The organism is Trinickia acidisoli, from assembly GCF_017315725.1.
In the GTDB taxonomy this organism is placed as follows: Bacteria; Pseudomonadota; Gammaproteobacteria; order Burkholderiales; family Burkholderiaceae; genus Trinickia; species Trinickia acidisoli.
On sequence record NZ_JAFLRG010000002.1, the window covers coordinates 1,013,459 to 1,030,086 of the forward strand.

The following is a 16,628-nucleotide window of genomic DNA, read 5'->3' on the forward strand; positions in this document are numbered from 1 at the left end:
AAGCGCCCAGCACGACGAACGGCCGCAGGAATCCGCAATCGTCCCGGCTAGAGCGAATGAATCCTCTATTTATTAGGACTTCTAACTTTTAACGACCGCCCCTTCTCTCACCTCGTGCGATTCCCCTCATATGATTTGGAAGGAAATCCTTACAGCGAAATCAAGCCTTCCTTACCCATACTTTCGGCTTCTCCCTATCGAGCCTGCGCGCACACACGCGTAGCATGGAATCTCGCACGCAAACCCGCGCACCAGCACCGACACGTTCTCATGCAACGCGGAACCACACCCATTCAATCGGAGAACAGGAGCACGCCGAAGATGATCACCTCGTTCCTAAACACCGATTCGCCGGAGCTGCCAGGGGAAGAATTCGAACTGCACCAGTGGTTGGCGGACTGGCATCACTACGCGCTGACCGACGGCCATATTCATTCGACGTATGAGCTCGATGACGAAACGGTCGAGCGGCTCGAAAGCTACTTCAAATTGGGGCTCACACCGCGCGAAGGCGTCGGCGTGCTATTCGGTACGCTGCATTGAATCGCGCAACGCCGGCATCGAGGTGCCGGCCATTCGAATATCGCCTGCTAGTATCGCCCGCTAAAAGCAAGCATTCACTGCGCCGCGAGACCGTGGCGTATGGAATAACGAAAGAGTTCGGCGTTGTTGCCAACCCCGAGTTTCTGCATCAAGCGCCGCTTGTGCGTGCTGATCGTCTTGGCGCTCAATGCAAACGCCTCGGCGATATCGTTGATGCTGCGCCCGCTCGCAAGCAACCGCAGCACCTCGAATTCGCGATCCGAGAGGATTTCATGCGGCGGCACGTCGCTCGAATGCCGCTCGAAAACGACCGCATCGACGAGCGTCGGATCGATGAAGCGCCCGCCCGTCGCGAGCTTGCGAATCGCGGCCAGCAGCACCTCGGGATCGCTGTCCTTCGTCACGTAGCCGCTCGCGCCCGCCCGCAGCGCGCGTGAAACGACTTGCGCTTCGTTATGGATGCTGAGAATCAGGATCGGCATGTCCGGATATTCGCCGTGTACGCGGCGAATCAGATCGACGCCGCTGATACCCGGCATCGTAATGTCGAGTAGCAGCAAGTCCACTTCCCGGCCGCGCAGCTTGCCGAGCACGTCCGCGCCGCTCGCTGCCTCGTCCACCACCGTCACGTCGGTAGCAGTCGCCATGATCTGCTTCAAGCCGCTGCGCACTACCGCGTGATCATCCGCGATCAGAATCTTGATCATCTTCTCTTCCACTCTCGACAGGAATACTGATCGATACCACCGTCCCCGAACCGGGGGCACTGTCGATCTGCAATGACGCTCCAATGAGCCTGGCTCGCTCGCTCATGCCGAGCAAGCCATACGAATCGCGTTTGCCGGCCGCCGCCGGATCGAAGCCGCAACCGTTATCGCTCACGTTCAGTATGAGCCCGCGCTCGTTACGCATCATCGTGACGTGAACGCGCGTGGCCCGCGCGTGGCGCGCGACGTTCGTCATCGACTCCTGCACGACGCGAAACAGCGCCGTCGCATGCGCATCGTCGAGTTCGGGCTCGCCGGCGTTCAAGACGAGCCGGCACGGAATACCCGTGCGCTTGCCGAAATCGTCCGCCAGCCATTCGAGCGCGGAAACAAGCCCGAAGTTGAGCGCGGCGGGCCGCAGATGGTTCGCCACGTTGCGCACCATCAGGATCGTCTGCTCGACGAGATCGCGCATGCCGGTTACCTTCTCCAGCAAGTCGGGCGCATCGCCCAAACGCATCTTGAGCAATGATACGTCCATCTTCAAGGCAGTCAGCAATTGACCCAGCTCGTCGTGAATCTCGAGCGCGATCCGCTTGCGGTCGTCTTCGCGTATCGCCTCCATGTAAGCGCTCAACTGACGAAACTGCTCTCGCGATTCCAACAGCGCTTGCTCGATACGTTTGCGCTCCGTCACATCGCGGATACCGACATAGATCGCGGGCTCGTCCTGAAACGTCGCCAGCCGCGCCGTGATCGCAACCCAGAACGTGGTGCCGTCGAGCCGGCGCACGGACACTTCGGTGTCGCTCACGTTGCCGTCGAGCCTGACGCGCTCGAGCAGCTTGCGCCGCCCGTCCTCCTCGACGTAGAAGTCGTTGATGCTGACATTCGGTTGCTCATGCTCCGCCACGCCGAACAACTGCCGCCACTGCTCGTTCGCATACAGGACGTGCGGCTTGGCGATCGAGCCGATGCAAAGCGGCACGGGGCTCGCCTCGACGATCTCGCGCAAGCGCGCCTCGCTGAGCTTCAAGCGCGCCTGCGCGTGTTCGCGTTCGGCGATCTCGGCGCGCAGGTCGTCGTTGGCGCGTGCGAGTTGCTCGGTGCGGCGGGCCACGCGCAATTCGAGCTCGTCGCGAACGCATGAGAGTTCGAACTCGGCCTGCTGCCTGACCCTCACCTCCTGCTGCAGTTGCCGGTTCTGCTCGACGAGCGCCGTTTGCATTTCGCGCATCGCCAGGTGCACGTCCATTCGCGCAATGACTTCGTCGATCCGTACCGGCTTCGTCACATAGTCGACGCCGCCTGCGCGAAAGCCCTCGATCATGTCGCTGATGCCATCGGCCACCGTCATGAAGATGACGGGTATGTCGCGTGTCTGCGCATCTCCCTTCAGTCGCCGGCAGGTATCGAAGCCGTTGATGCCGGGCATGTTGACGTCGAGCAGGATCAACTCGGGCTGGGAAAAGCGTGCGCGCTCGATCGCCTCCGCGCTGTCGAGCGCGATCAGCACGCGAAAACCGCGCTCGCCGAGCGCATCGACGACCACGGCAAGGTTAGCCGGCGTATCGTCGACGATCAGCACGGTCGCCGTACGCGGGCGGTAATCGTCCAATTGAGTCACGCAACCCCTCCCGCATGTAGATGACGCTCGACGAACGCGAGCAGCGCCTTCGACTGATAGGTGCGCGCAAACGTGCGCACGGCAGAGGCGAACGGCTCGTAGCGGGAATCGCCTGCATTCAGCACATCGGCCCAGTCCCGCACGCCACGCATGTCGCCCATGCGCGCGAGCTGGTGCAGTTCGTGCATCGATTCGGCCGGCGGCGTCGGCAACACGACGTTCGCGAGCTGCGCGAGATCCGGCGTCTGTTCATGACGTTGCAATGAATAGATCCACTTGATCCCGAGTAGCGCGGCGATTTCCGTCTCCAATCGATTGAAGTCCAGCGGCTTGGGCAAAAATGCATTGGCACCCGCCGCAAGCGTTTTGCCGACATCCGTTGCCGACGAACTGGCCGACAGCGCGATGATCGGTATGCCGTGAAACTCGGGTAGCGCGCGCACGTGACGAATGAACTCGAGCCCGTCGATGCCGGGCATCACGATGTCGGTCAGAACGAGCGACACGTCCGATCGCGTCAGGGCCACAAAGCTTTCGGCAGCGTCTTGCGCAGCGATGACCGCAAATCCCAGGCTGCGCAGCCAATCGGAAACGATCGCGCGGTTGACCTCGACGTCGTCGATGACGAGCGCGGTGCGCCGCGGGCCCTCATAGGCGGTTGCGATTCGCACGCTGTCTCGCGCCAGCGCGAATTCGCTCGTCTCGATCGCCGGCGGCAGATCGAAACGAAACACACTGCCGCGGCCAACCTCGCTATCGGCAGCGATGTCGCCACCCATGGCGCGAACGAACTGCCGGCTGATCGCAAGCCCGAGCCCCATGCCGCCGTCGCGGCTCGTCTTTCGCCTGCCTTGCTCGAACGGCAGGAAGATGCGTTCGAGTTCGTCGGTATCGACGCCGCACCCGGTGTCGCGCACTTCGAACCCGGCTCCGCCCGACGCGCTGCGTCGCACGCACAACTCGACGGTTCCGCGCCCCGTGAACTTGACGGCGTTCGTCAGCAAATTCAGCAGCACTTGCCGTAGGCGGCGCTCATCGGCGCGCACGCCGACGGGCACATCGGGTTCGATCTTGCAAACGAATCGAAGCCCCTTCTCCGCGGCCTTCATGACGATCACCTCTTTGATCGCGCTCACGGTTGCGGCCAGCGGAACGTCGGTAATCTCGACCCGCATGCGCCCCGCTTCGATCATCGCGAAGTCGAGCACCTCGTGAATCAACGCGAGCAACTGCTCGCCGCAACGCAGCATCACGGCAACGGCCTCGCGCTGCGTATCGCCGAGCGAGCCGTCGCGGCGCAGGATCTGCGCGTAGCCGAGAATCCCGTTCAGCGGCGTGCGCAATTCATGACTCATGCTGGCAAGGAACGCACTCTTGGCGCCGTTCGCGGCCTCGGCGGCATGTCTCGCCTCACGTTCGACCGCGGCGTCGAGCTCGTCGAGATACGCACCGTGCACGCGCGAGGCCATCGCATTGATGGCTGACACCACGTGATCGAGCTCGTCGGGCACGCCGCCCGAGCGGCGGTGGAGTGTCAACGGCGTCGGCAGCTCGCGATAATCGTAACGCGCGACCGCTCGGGCTATCGCCACTAGATGCCGCATCACGAGCCGGTTCAACAGCCACGTAATGAAAAGCGCGACGAGAAACGTATTGGCCGCCTGATTCACGAGAATCAGCGCAGCGGTACGCGCCAGCGAGCGATAAAGATCGTCCAGCGTGGCCTCGACGTGCAAAATTCCAATCGATCGTTGCGCGCCCTGCACCTCGCGCATGATCGGAAAATCGTGGGCGATCGCAGCGCTTGCGCCGACGAGGTGGCCCGCCGAAACGATCATCGGATCGGCGCCGTCCTCTCGCACTTGCACAGCACTGATGCCGTCGAGCCGAAGCATGCCCTCCAACTCGAGCGTCAGTTCCGATCGATCGAGCCGCCATAGCGCTTCGGAAAGGCTACCGCTATAGATGCGATCAACCTCGGAAAGGCGCCCTTGCAGGAGCGCAACGCCATGCCGGTACTCTCGATAGAGCTGCACGGCGGTCAGTGCTACCGTGACGATGCAACTGAACGCGAATACGACGACGAACAGCCGCAGTACCACGCTGCCGCGTAGACGATCCATCAAGCGCCGCCTCGAAATTGACGCATTGAAATTCATGTTTGCTTCAGAAGAAACACACCCTCACGACCACCGGATCAGTTGGGCATCCAGTATTCGTTCGGGATATCGCGGTCCGCGTCCGACAGATGCCGATTGTCGAGGTAGATGACCGTTCGGTGCCCGAGGTCGGCGCGCTCGAGTGCCGTCCGAATGCAGGGTTGCGAATCGAACAGCCGCTGGAACGAACCGTCGCGATAAGCCGCGCGCAAGCCCGATTCGATCGTCCGCGCGAGCTGTTCGTCACGCTTGCTCGTATAGAAAATGAAATCCGAGCGGTAGACAAGCATTAAATGACGCTCGACGACGAGATCTGGATTGGCCTCGTGTAGCGCCTTCAATTCGGTCCACGCTTCGACGAGGCCGCGCGGAAAGTAGTCGATGCGGCCCGCCTCGGTCATTCGAAACAACGAATCGTAGGTCGACGTGTCGATATGCAACCCGGCATCGCGAAGTATCTCCGTGTCAACCCATCCGAAACCCTGCCCCCCCGTCATCGCCTTCAATGCGTCGAGCGAGTTGATTTTATCGAACTCGGCCTGGCGATCCTTACGAATCAGCAGAACCCGGTAGCCGATCAGGCCTCGATAAATCGGCATTCGGATCGGGCGCAGCCTGGCTTCATCGTCGGCCGACATGCTAACCCAAGCGAGATTGACCGAGCGGCCTTCGGCCAACTCGCGCAGTGCCCGCTCGCGCTGCATGACGTCGTGCGACGGACGAACCGTATAGTCCGCATGGGCTTCGCGCATTGCGAGATCGAGAACGGCTTTGGCATAGGCCGCCCTCGGATCGTCGACGCTCATGAACCGCGGATAAACGATGTCGAAGTGCTCGGCGTGCGCGAACGGCGCGAACAATCCAAGCACGCCAACGATTGCCGCAGACAAGACATGGAGAGAAACGCGAATCATTCACTGCCCACTGCGAGCGACGTCCACGGGCTCGGCGAAGCGCACGCCGGGGGCCGCGCGCAACGCAGCGACGATCTTCTCGGTGTCGTGGCGTGGGCCGAGCGTGCCGAGCGAATAGACGCCGTCCTCGTTCGGGCCGCCGACGATCTGCAGATTCAGCGGCGCGAGCAGCGCCTGCAACTTGCCGACCGTCATCGAAGAGTCGACGACGAGCCGGATCGATGCCTGGGGCAATCTCGCATCGGACGAAGACAACGTGCGATAGGCGGGGCTCCGCGGGGATGTGCCCAACGCGACGAGGCCACCCGCTTCGAGCAGCACCATCGCGGCCAAGCCGCACGCGGCCCAAGCCCAACGGCTGCGCGCCGCTCCGCCGGCACGCGCGTAGCGGGCTCCCTGCCGCTCCTCGGCCTGCACTTTCTGCATCAATCGGTCGAGCCCCCGTTCGACGGGCAGGTCGACGTCTACGGCCACGTTCATCGCCGCATGTACGCGCCGTTGGCGAACGAGTTCCTCGCGGCAAGGGACGCACTCGCGCACGTGCTCCTCGACGTCGCGACGGACGGCGTCGGACGCGGTCCCGTTGACGATCCATGGCAGCAAGTCCCAAACACGCAGATGGGTGCGCTCGGAACCGTCGTTGATCGATATGTTCTTCACTGGTCGTCCTCGGCAAAGCCGGCCAGCGCCGGCATGACGTTGCGTAACTTCACGCGGGCGTGAAACATCCGAGCCTTCACCGTACTCACGGGCGAGGCGGTCATCTCGGCGATCTCTTCGAGCGAATGTCCCATGACATAAGCCATTTCCATCACGAGGCGCTGCTCGGGCGTGAGCCGCGTCAAACCCTTGTTGAGCCAATCGATCAACTCGTGATCGATTGACTCGCCCGCGACCATCTCGTGCTCGCCTTGCAACGGCTCGAAGGGTAGATCGCCTTGTCGCAGCGCTTTCAGCGTCACGCGATAGGCGATTCCCATGATCCAAGTGGACACGCGCGCCTGCGCCCGAAACTCATGGGCTTTTTGCCAGACGACAAGGAACGTATCGTTGACGACCTCCTCGATCACGTCTTCTCGACGCGTGAAGCGAACCAAGAAGCGAACGAGCCGGCGATGGTACTCGCGATAGAGCGTGGCCAGCGCCGCCTTGTCGCGCGCCGCGATGCGCTCGAGCAACGCGACGTCGTCCGCATCGTTGCTGCGGGCGGTGGCCGGCCGCGGCCGTGTTTCCGTGGGTTCGACGATCGGCAACATACTGTTCTGAATCCACCCGATTCGATATTTCACTGTAGGTACCCACTAGCGTGAGAAAAGTTGCAACTCATGCGCATCGATCCGGCGCAAGTTTCACTTTGCCCTATGCGTCTGACAATTTAGATCGGAAAACACGGATTCAAATGTAAGGAAATCCTTACGCAACCTATGCACAGGCCCGATGAAATCCTTTACTGCCGGCCATTTTGCCGCGTAAGGATTTCGGGGGCCACGTTTTTCCTGTTGCGCAACTAGCGCGGCGCCCATGCATCCGGCATCACGATCGCCGGCACTAACGGACAACAAGACTTCATTCATCGAAGCCGGGCGCGACCGAGCGCGTCCCACCTTTAGGGATGACATCGCAGAACAAGCGAGCATCTCCGGAACGAAACATCTGTCGTGAGAGGACAGTAGGTTTCGCCGTCTGATGGGACGGCGCCGATGCCGCGGGTGCAGAGGCGGCGCCGCTAGTGCACGTGACGCTTCGACGACGAAGCGCGCTGAATGGAGAGTAAAGTGCGATTCGCTCTTGTTACCGAAGATCATCAACTGACAGCCAGCCTGACGGACTCGTTTGCGGACGAGGCCATCGCGGTCGACGCGTTCGATGCGGAACTGCCCCTGTTTCGTGCAATGCGCACGACGGCATTCGACGCGGTGCTGATCGATGCGAAGAACAACTCGATGCTGGTCAATTCGCTGCTGTCCTGGCGCAACTGCAACGGGGACCTCTGTACACCCGTCATCGTACTGACGCCGTTCTCCAACTGGTCGGCGATGCTGCGGTGGATCAATGCGGGCGCGACCGACGTCGCGAACCGCTTCGATCTCGAGCAAGTGCGCCTGCGCGTACATGTCGCGCTGCAGCGACGCACGCAGGAAAAGGTCGACGATGTCATCTCACTTGGCTCCTATACGTTGCGACGCGATGTCGGCACGTTGACGATCGACGGCGAGGAAATTCCCCTAACGCCACGCGAATTCGCGATGGCATGGCTGTTCTTTTCGAGCCCCGGAAAATTCCTGAGCCGCGCTCAGATCGCCAGCAGTGTCTGGGGTTCGTGCGAAGACGTCGCCGGTCGCTCCATCGAGCAGCATGTCTATAAGCTGCGCCGGAAATTGCGCGTCGCGGGATCCGCGGGCGCAAATCTGAAGACCGTCTATGCGCTCGGCTACAAACTGGACTTGTCCGCTTTGGGTGCTTCGCAAGATGAAGAGCCCGCGTCCGCGGAAGTGACGCGCCAAGCCCCTTCCGCAGGCTCGGCGGAGCTTTCACCGAATCACTCCCTGCCGGCCATGAAAGTGGCCGAATTCTGAATCCAATCTCCCTCCGGCCTTTAGATCGCGTATCCATCATCGGCGTCGATGATGGATGTGGTCGATCGTCCATTGCCGCCATCAACATCGACCGTCGATGACATTCGCCGACGTCGTTCGTCAACATGGACACCGATTCGTCAACATCGACGCGAATCCATCAACGTCGATGCTGATTGTCGATATCGATTGCGCGCTCGCTCATCGATTTCACCGATTCGTTTCGCCGATGTCCCGACGACTTCGCCGATACCAGGAAGCTGACCGATAGCGGCCGCGTATCGTCGATCCCGAGCGATGTGCCATGCCGCCGTGTTTCCAGCGGGAACGTGCGTGGGCGCTTCGTCGCGCGGCGAAACATTCCCGCATTGCCCTCGGGCAGTGCGCATCCCCATTCATGATGACGAGGTTATTCATGAGCGTAGCAATCGACAATTCATCCGGCTCGGGCATCAATTCGCTTGATTTTTCGAGCCCGTCGCAGTCCGGCGGCAACTCGGCCCAGCAACTCGAGCAAATCCTGGCCGAAGTGCTGCAGATGATCGAACAACTGCTTGCCCAAGCGGTTCAAACGCAGAACGCACAAACCGGCATGGATTCGAACGGCGGCGGCGGTGGCGGCAGCCCCTCGCCTGATGCTGCGGGCGGTGGCGGCGCGCCGTCAGGCGCGGGCGCGGGTGGCGGTGGCGCGCCCGCAGCAGGCGGCCCCGCGGACGCAGGCGGCGCGAACGGTGTCGGTGGTCCGTCGGACGCCGCGGACGGCGGCCAGCAAAACTCGCTCGACTCGACGCTGCAGAGCATCCTGACGATGCTGCAACAGCTCGAATCGCAAAACAGCCAAACGGGCAGCGGCCAGAACAACAACGACCAAATCACACAAGTGCTCGGCGAAATCCTGAACATGCTGAAGCAGCAGATCGACGGCGCAGGTGGTGCAAGCGGCGCAGGTGGCGGCGGTGGCGGTAACGCCGGCGGTGCAAGCGGTGCAGGCGGGGGCGATGCCGGCGGCCCGAGCGGCGTGAGCGGACCCGACGGCGCGGGCGGCCCCGCAGCAGCAGGCGGCGCGAATCAGCCGCAGTCGATCGAATCGATGCTCGCGGAAATCACGGAGATGCTCCAGCAATTGCAATCACAAGGCGGCCAATCCAGCGGCGGCGGCTCCGGCTCCAACTCCGGCGGCGGTGGTCCGACGCAGAACCAAGTGCAGATGCTCGGCGAAATCACGCAAATGCTGCAGAAGATCATGGATCAGCAGAAGGCGTCGGGCGCCAGCGGCGTCTGATCTCAGGCGGAACGAGCCGGCGCGATGCGCCGGCTTTTCCCATTTGAATAGCGCTACTCGGTATAAGGATTGCCATGAGCATCTTTTCAAAAATCAAGCATGGGCTCGAGCACGTCGGCAGTGACATCGCGCACGCCGCGAAGGACGTCGGTCATGGGCTCGAAACGGCGGGCAAGGATGTCGCCAAAGTCGGCAAAGGCATCGTCAACGGCGTCGAGGAAGTAGGCAAAACGCTCGTCAGTGACGCCGCGCAAGTTGCCGAGCACACGCTGCAAGCGGCGGGCGACCTCATGCAGGGCCATCTGCAAAAGGCCTTGAATCAAGCCATGCAAGCTACGCAGGATCTCGCCAAAACCGCCTACGATGCAGGCACGGCCGGCGAACAAGCTACCGTCGATTCGCTCGCCCACATGCATCTGAGCAAGAAGATGGATACGGCGATGGGCAAGGCCGAGAAAGGCATGCAGCAAATCGGCCAAGGCATCAAGACCGGCGTGGGCATGGTCGGCACGACGCTCGGCAAAGACGTCGGCACGGTCGGCAAAGATCTCGCCAAGACCGGCGACGATCTCGTTCATGGGCGCTGGCAGCAAGCGCTCAACGATACGGTCAAGACTGCCCAAGACGGATTCAATACGGCCTACGACGCCAGCACCGCGCTCGGCCATGCCACCGTCGACTCGCTCGCGAACATGCATCTGAGCAAGGGGTTGGACAACGCGATGGGCAAGGTCGAGAAGGGTTACAACGCGCTCACCAACGACGTCAAGTCGAGCGTCGACCAGGTCGGCGCTCAGGTCGTCGACGGAACCGAAGGCGCGATCAAAGCCACGGTGCAGGCGGGCAAAGACGCGGCGCATGGTCAATGGGGTGCCGCGCTCGGCGATCTCGGTAGTGCCGGCATGGATACGCTCGAGGTTGCATCGGACCTCTCGCCCGAAGGCGCGATGGCGGCCGTCGGCACGCAGGCGCTCGTCAACGCGCACATCGGCAGCCAGCAACTCGACGAAGCGATCGGCGGCGCGTTGCACGGCAACGTCACGCAAACGGTCAAGGGCGTCGTCAAGAACGTCTCCGAGATGGAAGTCAGCAACGAGGCGGAGGACAAGCTCGGCTCGCTGGCATCGAAGGTCATGCCCGAGGGCGCTGCGGGCTCGGGCTCCCCTTACGCTGAAATTGCAGCCGCGGGTGCCATGGGCATCGCCGGCAGCGGCGGATTCTCGGTTGGCTCGAAGCGCTCGCACTCCTCGGTCGAAGGTAGCGCGGGCGGCGCGGGTGGATCGTCGAAGACGAAGCTCGGCGAACGCGTGAGTGCGATGGTGGGCCGCGGCGGGAGTCAGGGCCGCACGGCCGGAAGCAAGCAAGCGGCCGCCGGCAAAACCGAGGACAAGAAGGAAAAAGAGGAAAAGCAAGCCGACAATGCGCAGAATGCTTCGAGCAATACCGCCAACCAAGCTGCCGGCGCCAACGGGCAGCCTGACGAGGAGATGCTCGAGATGTTCATGCTGCAAGCGGGCATGTCGCGGCAGGACGACGCGAAGAAACGCCGAGCCGAGTTGACGGGCGACGCCTGAGCGGCGAACGTTCGCTTCGTGTCACGAAAAGGACCGGCTCGCGAGGCCGGTCCTTCATTAGGCACGTGCTGCGCTCAGTGCGGCCGGTTGGCATCGATCCAGGCCTGCGTGGCCGTCAGCGTCAGCCGGTACCGCGCGCAGTTGAATACCTCCAGCTTCCTCAACTCGTCGAGCAACATTGCCTGGAAGCCCGGGGCTTGGTCCTCGGTGAGCCCCAGCTCTTCCATTGCGGCCTGCGCGGATCTTCTATCGCGAACCACCAGGGCGATAGCCTCGGTCAGATGCTCCCGGTATCGCAATCTCAGAGGATTCGGGGCTGCCATGGACTCCATCACGACGACATACTTGCGCATCGAGCGACGATAAGTCCATGCGAACAAGTCCACCGCGCGCGAGACATCGAGGAATTCGTATACGCCCAGCATTGCTTGGGCGTAGTCGTGAGGGTCGACGTCCAGGAAGGACAGCGGCGAACAGTTATAAAGCATCAGCGGAATGTTTGCCGCGAGGCGACTGGTGCGCTTGTTGCCATCCTCGAATGGCTGTAGGTACGCCAGATTCACCCACGAAAAGAAGGCAGCCTCGATCGGGTTCTTGATGAGTCTAGCCTTGGCCAGGATCGTCTCCAGCATCTCGCCAAGCACCGCTGGCACTTGAGTTGGCACATAGACCGTGTCACTGATGTTGACCAACTTCTTGCGGATGACGCCCAGCGCCTCGGTATCCGCAAGCAGGTCCTGCATGAGCACGGCATGCAGATTTCGGATGAGCGCCGTCGAGAGGCCCTGCAACGGCACCGCATCGACCAGAAACTCGATGGCGGTCTTGTGGTTGAGCAGCATCACCGCGTCGGCGTCGCTGCCGGCGGTCCCGCGCTTGAACAAGTCCTCGGTCGCCAGCAAGGTGTAGCGGTTGCCCTCCAAACGAGAGGACGACCAGGACAGGTCGATGAGCAACTGCTCCAGCACCTTGCGCGCGTATGTCCCCGCTGGTTGTTGTCCGCCCAGGCGACCGTCACGATAGAGCGCTTCGGCCAGGTCTCGTGGCATCAGCCAACTCTTGTTGGGCACGTAGTCGTCGACAAATTCGCTCCGGTAGGTAACCGGGTCGCGGGCCGCCAAGGGCATGTCGAGTTTGCGGCCGAGTTCAACGGCTGCGGGCGACCATACCGGATGCGGGCCCGCGGGAGTCTCTTGCGGGGTGGCGGTCGGGACGGCTGCAGCCACCGCGGCCAGCCGGTAGCGAGTTGCGCGGCCCTTGCCACTACGTGTGAGTTGCCCGCTGCCGAAAAGCGCATCGAGGTGACGCCGGACGGTGGCAGAACTACCGTGCGTTGCGTGGACGACCTCGGTAGAGGAAACCTCCACGTGTCCCGTCTGGGCCAAGCGTTGGAAGGCGTCGAGAATAAGTGCCGACGTTACTCTGCTCATTTATCTGCTCAGTATCTGCTCACAGTTGAGCAAATACTATCCAAAATGAGCAGATACCTCAAGTTTTGAGCAGATACTGAGCAGATTCGCTGCCGTGAGCCGATTTGAGCAGATTGCAGAGCCTAGGCATGGCACCTTGCGGCGGCCCTACTCCCCCACTACTTCGTTAGCATTCCTAAAGATTCGGACGGCTGACATCCATCGCATGGAACGGCATCATCCGGCGAAGCCGATACGACACGCGGCGTGAGCAAGAAAAGCCGCTGAAACTTCTGCCCTTGGTGATGCTTGAAGCGAAACAGGCTGCCGATAACAGGAAGCTTCGACAGCAACGGAATGCCCGACTCGCTGCGATCGTCCTGATCGACGGTATAACCGGCGATGAGCAAGCTCTGTCCTTGATCGATCAGCGCCTGCGTATCGATCGTGCTCTTGCTGACGACGGGCAGGCTCCCCACGTTCGAAGTCGTCAAATTGCCGTCTTCGATATGCACGTCGAGCCGGATCTGCGGTTTGCCCTGCCCCGACACGATGCTCGGCAACACACGCAGCGCAACGCCGGCCGATACGCTATAGAGGCTACCCGACTCGAAGCCCTGGACCGGCACGTAGAACGTCTGCTTGTTGTCCATGACCGCTTCCATGTTGTCGAGCGTGGCGACCTTCGGGCTAGCGGTAATGCGCGCATTGTCGGTCTGCTCGAGCGCGCTGATGCGGCTCAGCAAATATCGCCCCGTGCCGCCGATCACGGCCGTCAGCACGCTGCCCGTGGGCGTCGCGGCCACCGCCGCGCCCGTTGCCGCCGAGGACAGCGTGCCGATCGTACCCGTGCCGCCCGGTGCGGAAAATCCCTGCGGGTTGATCGAATCGGGAAAACCCGCCTGCGTGTTCTGGCCGTTGCCGGTTTCGACGTCGAAATGGCTCGAATGCAAGCGCCAATCGACACCGAGTTCCTGCAAGCCCGTCTCGGTGATCTCGATGATGCTCGCATCGATTTCGAGCACGCCGGGCCGACGGTCGAGCGAGGCGATGAGCTTCTCGAGCGCAGGCATCGTCTCGGCGTGAGCGCGTACCAGGATCGCGTTGTTGCGTGCGTCTGCGCGAATGATGGGCTCATCCGGTCGTGTCGCATTCGACGAAGGATCGGTCCCCATGGCGCTCGAATCACCGCCGGGAAGCGGTGGCATCGATGCGTTGGCGTTCGTATCGGCACTACGCATGTTTGCCGGCAGAGGCGGGTTGCCCGCCGAACGCGCCGACGCGTTGTCGCCGAACAGATTCGGCAGCGGAGGAAACGAGCGGCCGTTCGCACCCGGTGTCGAACTCGAACCCGTTCCTCCAATATCGTGCAGCCGATAAGCATCGTCGCTCGGCATAGCGGGCGCCTCGGCGGCTCGCCCACCCGGGCTGTCGGGATAGAGGCTGCGCAACGTCGAGGCGACGCCGGGCACGACGACGGGTTGCCCGTTGATCGTCAACGTGCGGTCCGTCGCCCATGCATAGTGAAGACGGAATGAGCGAACCTCGGGCGCATCGCCGCGCGCAACGTCGTGATCGATCAGGTGCGCGACATCGGTCACCAGTTCGACCAACCGCGGCGGCCCCGAAACCAATGCGGTGCGCATCGCATCGTCATAGAGGACGGGAAAGCGCGGGTCGGATACGCCCAGCCTCGACAACGCACCGCGCAAATCATCCGTCGTGGCATGCACGAGCCCAATCGTCGCGTTGCGTGCTTCGTTCGGCCCTGATATCCGCAAGACGGACCCGTCGTAGTACCAAATGAAGCCGAACGAATCGGACAGCCGATCGAGGAAACGCTGCGGTGTCTCGTCGAATCGGCCCGTGACCACGCCGTCGACCTGTGGCGAAATCCAGGTCATGACGTTTTCGCTCGCGCCGAGATCGCGCAAAACCTCTTTGATGTCCTTATGATCGGCAACGTATTGAAAGTGATTCGACTTCCACGGAATGGGTTTGGCGCAGGCATCGGGGCTGGCGAGTGCGGCAGCGATCAGCATTGCGAATGCGAGCGCGTTCAGGCGCCGCATGCGTCCGGGCAATTTCATTTCGTTGTGCTCCAGGCGAATGGGGGCGTCACCGCGTATACGCGACGATCGTTTCGGACGGCGATTCGTTGAAGTGCTTGCGATAACCCTTCGCCAGCGTCGAGCGGCTTTTCAAGCCCCACCGCGCCGCAGTGTCGTAGATCGATGGCGCCGGGCCGTTCTCGTCGAGCAGCGCTTCGCGAATACCCTCGAGGCGCAGCGATCGAATCAGGGCGCATGGGGTCATGCCGAGCGCACGCTTGAACACGAGCTGAATCGTACGCATCGTCACGTTCATCTCGGCCGCGACTTCGCGCGTCGTCAAATCCTCGCGGTCGATGTTTTCGATGATGTACCGATAAGCGCGCCGATATTTGGCCGGCAGCCGCGCAGAGACATCGTCGTTGACCGCGCCCGCCGCGGCGCGCGGGCGTGCCGTGGGAGCACTTCGCAACGTCGTCGTTTCGTTTCGCAGGCAGCGCAGCGCTTCGGTCGTGTACTGCGAGTAGAACTTCAACGCGCGGACGAGATCGCCGCGGTACGCCGCGATTTTCGCCATGCAATAGAGGTAGTCGAAATCGCGGTGCGGTTGCTCGCCGGTCGCGGGCAGGTGATCCATCATCTCCGCGGCCATTTCGTCGAGGCCACCCGCAAGCGCGGCAAGCACGACGTCGAGACGCGCACGAAAAGCGAGTTGCCGATTCGGCGCGCCGCGGCTCAATCGCGCAGCGATCACCGTGGCCGGCGTACCGCGGTCGCCGTCGGCAAGACGCGCCATGCAGTGAAGCTCTTCGATACGCAGCGACAGCAGCGCCGGGCGCGTCGCCATCGCCGAAGCCGGCTCGAGGTGCGAGCGTGGGCCCGCCGTCAGCGAGATCGACGTCAGCGCCGATTGCCAGAAGGCATTGTCCTCGAGTGCGCGCGAAGCACGAATCTTCAAACGCACGTCGAACTCTTGGGAAAGCAGTTCGATGACTAGCCGAAAGCGCGTTTCGTCGATTTCGTCGGCCAATTCGGCCGCCTCGATGAGTGCGTCGTCGGCCGCTTGTTGCTGCGCCAATTGATGATGCGCGAGCGCCATGCCGAGATAGGCTTCGATGCGCTGCTCGACGTGCGCCTGCGGCTCGGAAACCACGCGCGCGAAGCTGCGCTGCGCAACGCCCAAGCGGCCACGCAGCAACGAGAGCCAGCCCGTGTTGCGGCACGATTGCATGCGAAGCTGATCGTCGTTCTTCCAGACCATCTTTTGTGCACGTCGATAGTAATCTTCGGCTTCCTCCGAATTGCCGAGCACGAGCGACACGTCGGCCAGCGCCGTCAGTTCTTCGTTGCTGCGGGTGCGCGCCTGCGAATGCACGCGCTCGCTCAAATCGGCCGCGTCGTCCACGGCGCAATAGGCGCGCGTAAAGTCGCCGTCGAGGGTTGCGCTGCAATAGCGGGGCAGGCTTTTGCGGAATTTCAAAGCGGACAACAACGCCAAATAGACCGTCGGATACATAGCTCGACACTCGCTGTGTGCGCCCGACTTTTTTGACGGCCGATCGGGCTCAGGCCTTGGCAATCGACATCGTCGCGAAACGTTCGCGTCGGTGCTTTGCTTGAGGTCGATATTAGCCAGGGCCACCACGTCCAATTTCAACAATCTCAGCGGATCCTCACAACAATTCTCAACCAAAAAAATGAATATCCGGCATAAGAAATTTCGATGCCCCTCACCCGCCCCGGTGGTTCTCGCAAATGCGAATCGATTCGCGCTCGAACCGCGATG

At 62.1% G+C, this 16,628-nt stretch carries 13 protein-coding genes; 4 read left to right on the plus strand and 9 right to left on the minus strand.

Annotated features, from left to right (window positions below; translation table 11 throughout):
- Positions 1-321 precede the first annotated feature (321 nt).
- Entirely contained in the window at positions 322-543 is a 222-nt protein-coding gene (locus tag J3485_RS22975) for a hypothetical protein (RefSeq protein WP_242538893.1), read from the plus strand.
- Between the two features lie 74 nt (positions 544-617).
- Here the strand turns inward: J3485_RS22975 and J3485_RS22980 are convergent, their stop codons facing one another.
- The 6 genes from J3485_RS22980 to J3485_RS23005 all read right to left on the minus strand — a co-directional run bounded on the left by J3485_RS22980 (position 618) and on the right by J3485_RS23005 (position 7,206).
- A complete protein-coding gene (locus J3485_RS22980) occupies positions 618-1,250 on the minus strand; it encodes a response regulator (protein WP_206956615.1) in 633 nt (210 codons plus the stop codon).
- Positions 1,225-2,877, minus strand: coding sequence for a hybrid sensor histidine kinase/response regulator (locus tag J3485_RS22985; RefSeq protein ID WP_206956616.1), 1,653 nt, complete (start codon positions 2,875-2,877; stop codon positions 1,225-1,227). The genes J3485_RS22980 and J3485_RS22985 overlap by 26 nt, the downstream gene beginning before the upstream one ends.
- Positions 2,874-5,000 carry an ATP-binding protein gene (locus J3485_RS22990; RefSeq protein ID WP_242538894.1) on the minus strand — a complete coding sequence of 709 codons (2,127 nt, stop codon included), beginning with the start codon at positions 4,998-5,000 and terminating at the stop codon, positions 2,874-2,876. Before J3485_RS22990 ends, J3485_RS22985 begins: the two co-directional genes overlap by 4 nt.
- 74 nt (positions 5,001-5,074) lie before the next feature.
- Positions 5,075-5,950 (minus strand): substrate-binding periplasmic protein, encoded by an 876-nt coding sequence (locus J3485_RS22995; RefSeq protein WP_206956618.1) that lies wholly within the window; start codon positions 5,948-5,950, stop codon positions 5,075-5,077.
- The gene (locus J3485_RS23000) at positions 5,951-6,610 is read right to left on the minus strand and encodes a zf-HC2 domain-containing protein (protein ID WP_206956619.1); all 660 of its coding nucleotides are present in this window, start codon (positions 6,608-6,610) and stop codon (positions 5,951-5,953) included.
- Positions 6,607-7,206: an RNA polymerase sigma factor gene (locus J3485_RS23005; protein WP_206956620.1), complete on the minus strand. Its 600-nt coding sequence runs from the start codon at positions 7,204-7,206 to the stop codon at positions 6,607-6,609. The genes J3485_RS23000 and J3485_RS23005 overlap by 4 nt, the downstream gene beginning before the upstream one ends.
- Before the next feature lie 519 nt (positions 7,207-7,725).
- Here J3485_RS23005 and J3485_RS29325 point away from each other — a divergent pair.
- From J3485_RS29325 to J3485_RS23020, 3 genes are all read left to right on the plus strand, one after another.
- On the plus strand, positions 7,726-8,526 hold the full coding sequence (locus J3485_RS29325) for a response regulator transcription factor (RefSeq protein ID WP_206956621.1): 801 nt from the start codon (positions 7,726-7,728) through the stop codon (positions 8,524-8,526).
- 415 nt (positions 8,527-8,941) lie between these two features.
- On the plus strand, positions 8,942-9,808 hold the full coding sequence (locus J3485_RS23015; protein ID WP_206956622.1) for a hypothetical protein: 867 nt from the start codon (positions 8,942-8,944) through the stop codon (positions 9,806-9,808).
- Between the two features lie 74 nt (positions 9,809-9,882).
- Positions 9,883-11,382: a hypothetical protein gene (locus J3485_RS23020; RefSeq protein WP_206956623.1), complete on the plus strand. Its 1,500-nt coding sequence runs from the start codon at positions 9,883-9,885 to the stop codon at positions 11,380-11,382.
- A gap of 74 nt (positions 11,383-11,456) precedes the next feature.
- Here the strand turns inward: J3485_RS23020 and J3485_RS23025 are convergent, their stop codons facing one another.
- The 3 genes from J3485_RS23025 to J3485_RS23035 form a co-directional block, all read right to left on the minus strand.
- Positions 11,457-12,812 (minus strand): Fic family protein, encoded by a 1,356-nt coding sequence (locus J3485_RS23025; protein ID WP_206956624.1) that lies wholly within the window; start codon positions 12,810-12,812, stop codon positions 11,457-11,459.
- A 158-nt stretch (positions 12,813-12,970) separates the two neighbouring features.
- Positions 12,971-14,881, minus strand: a complete 1,911-nt coding sequence (gene sctC, locus J3485_RS23030; protein ID WP_242538895.1) for a type III secretion system outer membrane ring subunit SctC — start codon at positions 14,879-14,881, stop codon at positions 12,971-12,973.
- A gap of 28 nt (positions 14,882-14,909) precedes the next feature.
- On the minus strand, positions 14,910-16,358 hold the full coding sequence (locus tag J3485_RS23035) for a helix-turn-helix transcriptional regulator (RefSeq protein ID WP_206956625.1): 1,449 nt from the start codon (positions 16,356-16,358) through the stop codon (positions 14,910-14,912).
- Positions 16,359-16,628: the final 270 nt, after the last annotated feature.

Excerpts from the sequence above, each read along its gene's own strand:
- J3485_RS22995 (WP_206956618.1), bottom strand. The coding sequence starts at position 5,950 with ATGATTCGCGTTTCTCTCCATGTCTTGTCTGCGGCAATCGTTGGCGTG.
- J3485_RS22980 (WP_206956615.1), bottom strand. The coding sequence starts at position 1,250 with ATGATCAAGATTCTGATCGCGGATGATCACGCGGTAGTGCGCAGCGGC.
- J3485_RS23015 (WP_206956622.1), top strand. The coding sequence starts at position 8,942 with ATGAGCGTAGCAATCGACAATTCATCCGGCTCGGGCATCAATTCGCTT.
- J3485_RS22990 (WP_242538894.1), bottom strand. The coding sequence starts at position 5,000 with ATGGATCGTCTACGCGGCAGCGTGGTACTGCGGCTGTTCGTCGTCGTA.
- J3485_RS23025 (WP_206956624.1), bottom strand. The coding sequence starts at position 12,812 with ATGAGCAGAGTAACGTCGGCACTTATTCTCGACGCCTTCCAACGCTTG.
- J3485_RS23035 (WP_206956625.1), bottom strand. The coding sequence starts at position 16,358 with ATGTATCCGACGGTCTATTTGGCGTTGTTGTCCGCTTTGAAATTCCGC.
- J3485_RS22975 (WP_242538893.1), top strand. The coding sequence starts at position 322 with ATGATCACCTCGTTCCTAAACACCGATTCGCCGGAGCTGCCAGGGGAA.
- J3485_RS23005 (WP_206956620.1), bottom strand. The coding sequence starts at position 7,206 with ATGTTGCCGATCGTCGAACCCACGGAAACACGGCCGCGGCCGGCCACC.
- sctC (WP_242538895.1), bottom strand. The coding sequence starts at position 14,881 with ATGAAATTGCCCGGACGCATGCGGCGCCTGAACGCGCTCGCATTCGCA.
- J3485_RS23020 (WP_206956623.1), top strand. The coding sequence starts at position 9,883 with ATGAGCATCTTTTCAAAAATCAAGCATGGGCTCGAGCACGTCGGCAGT.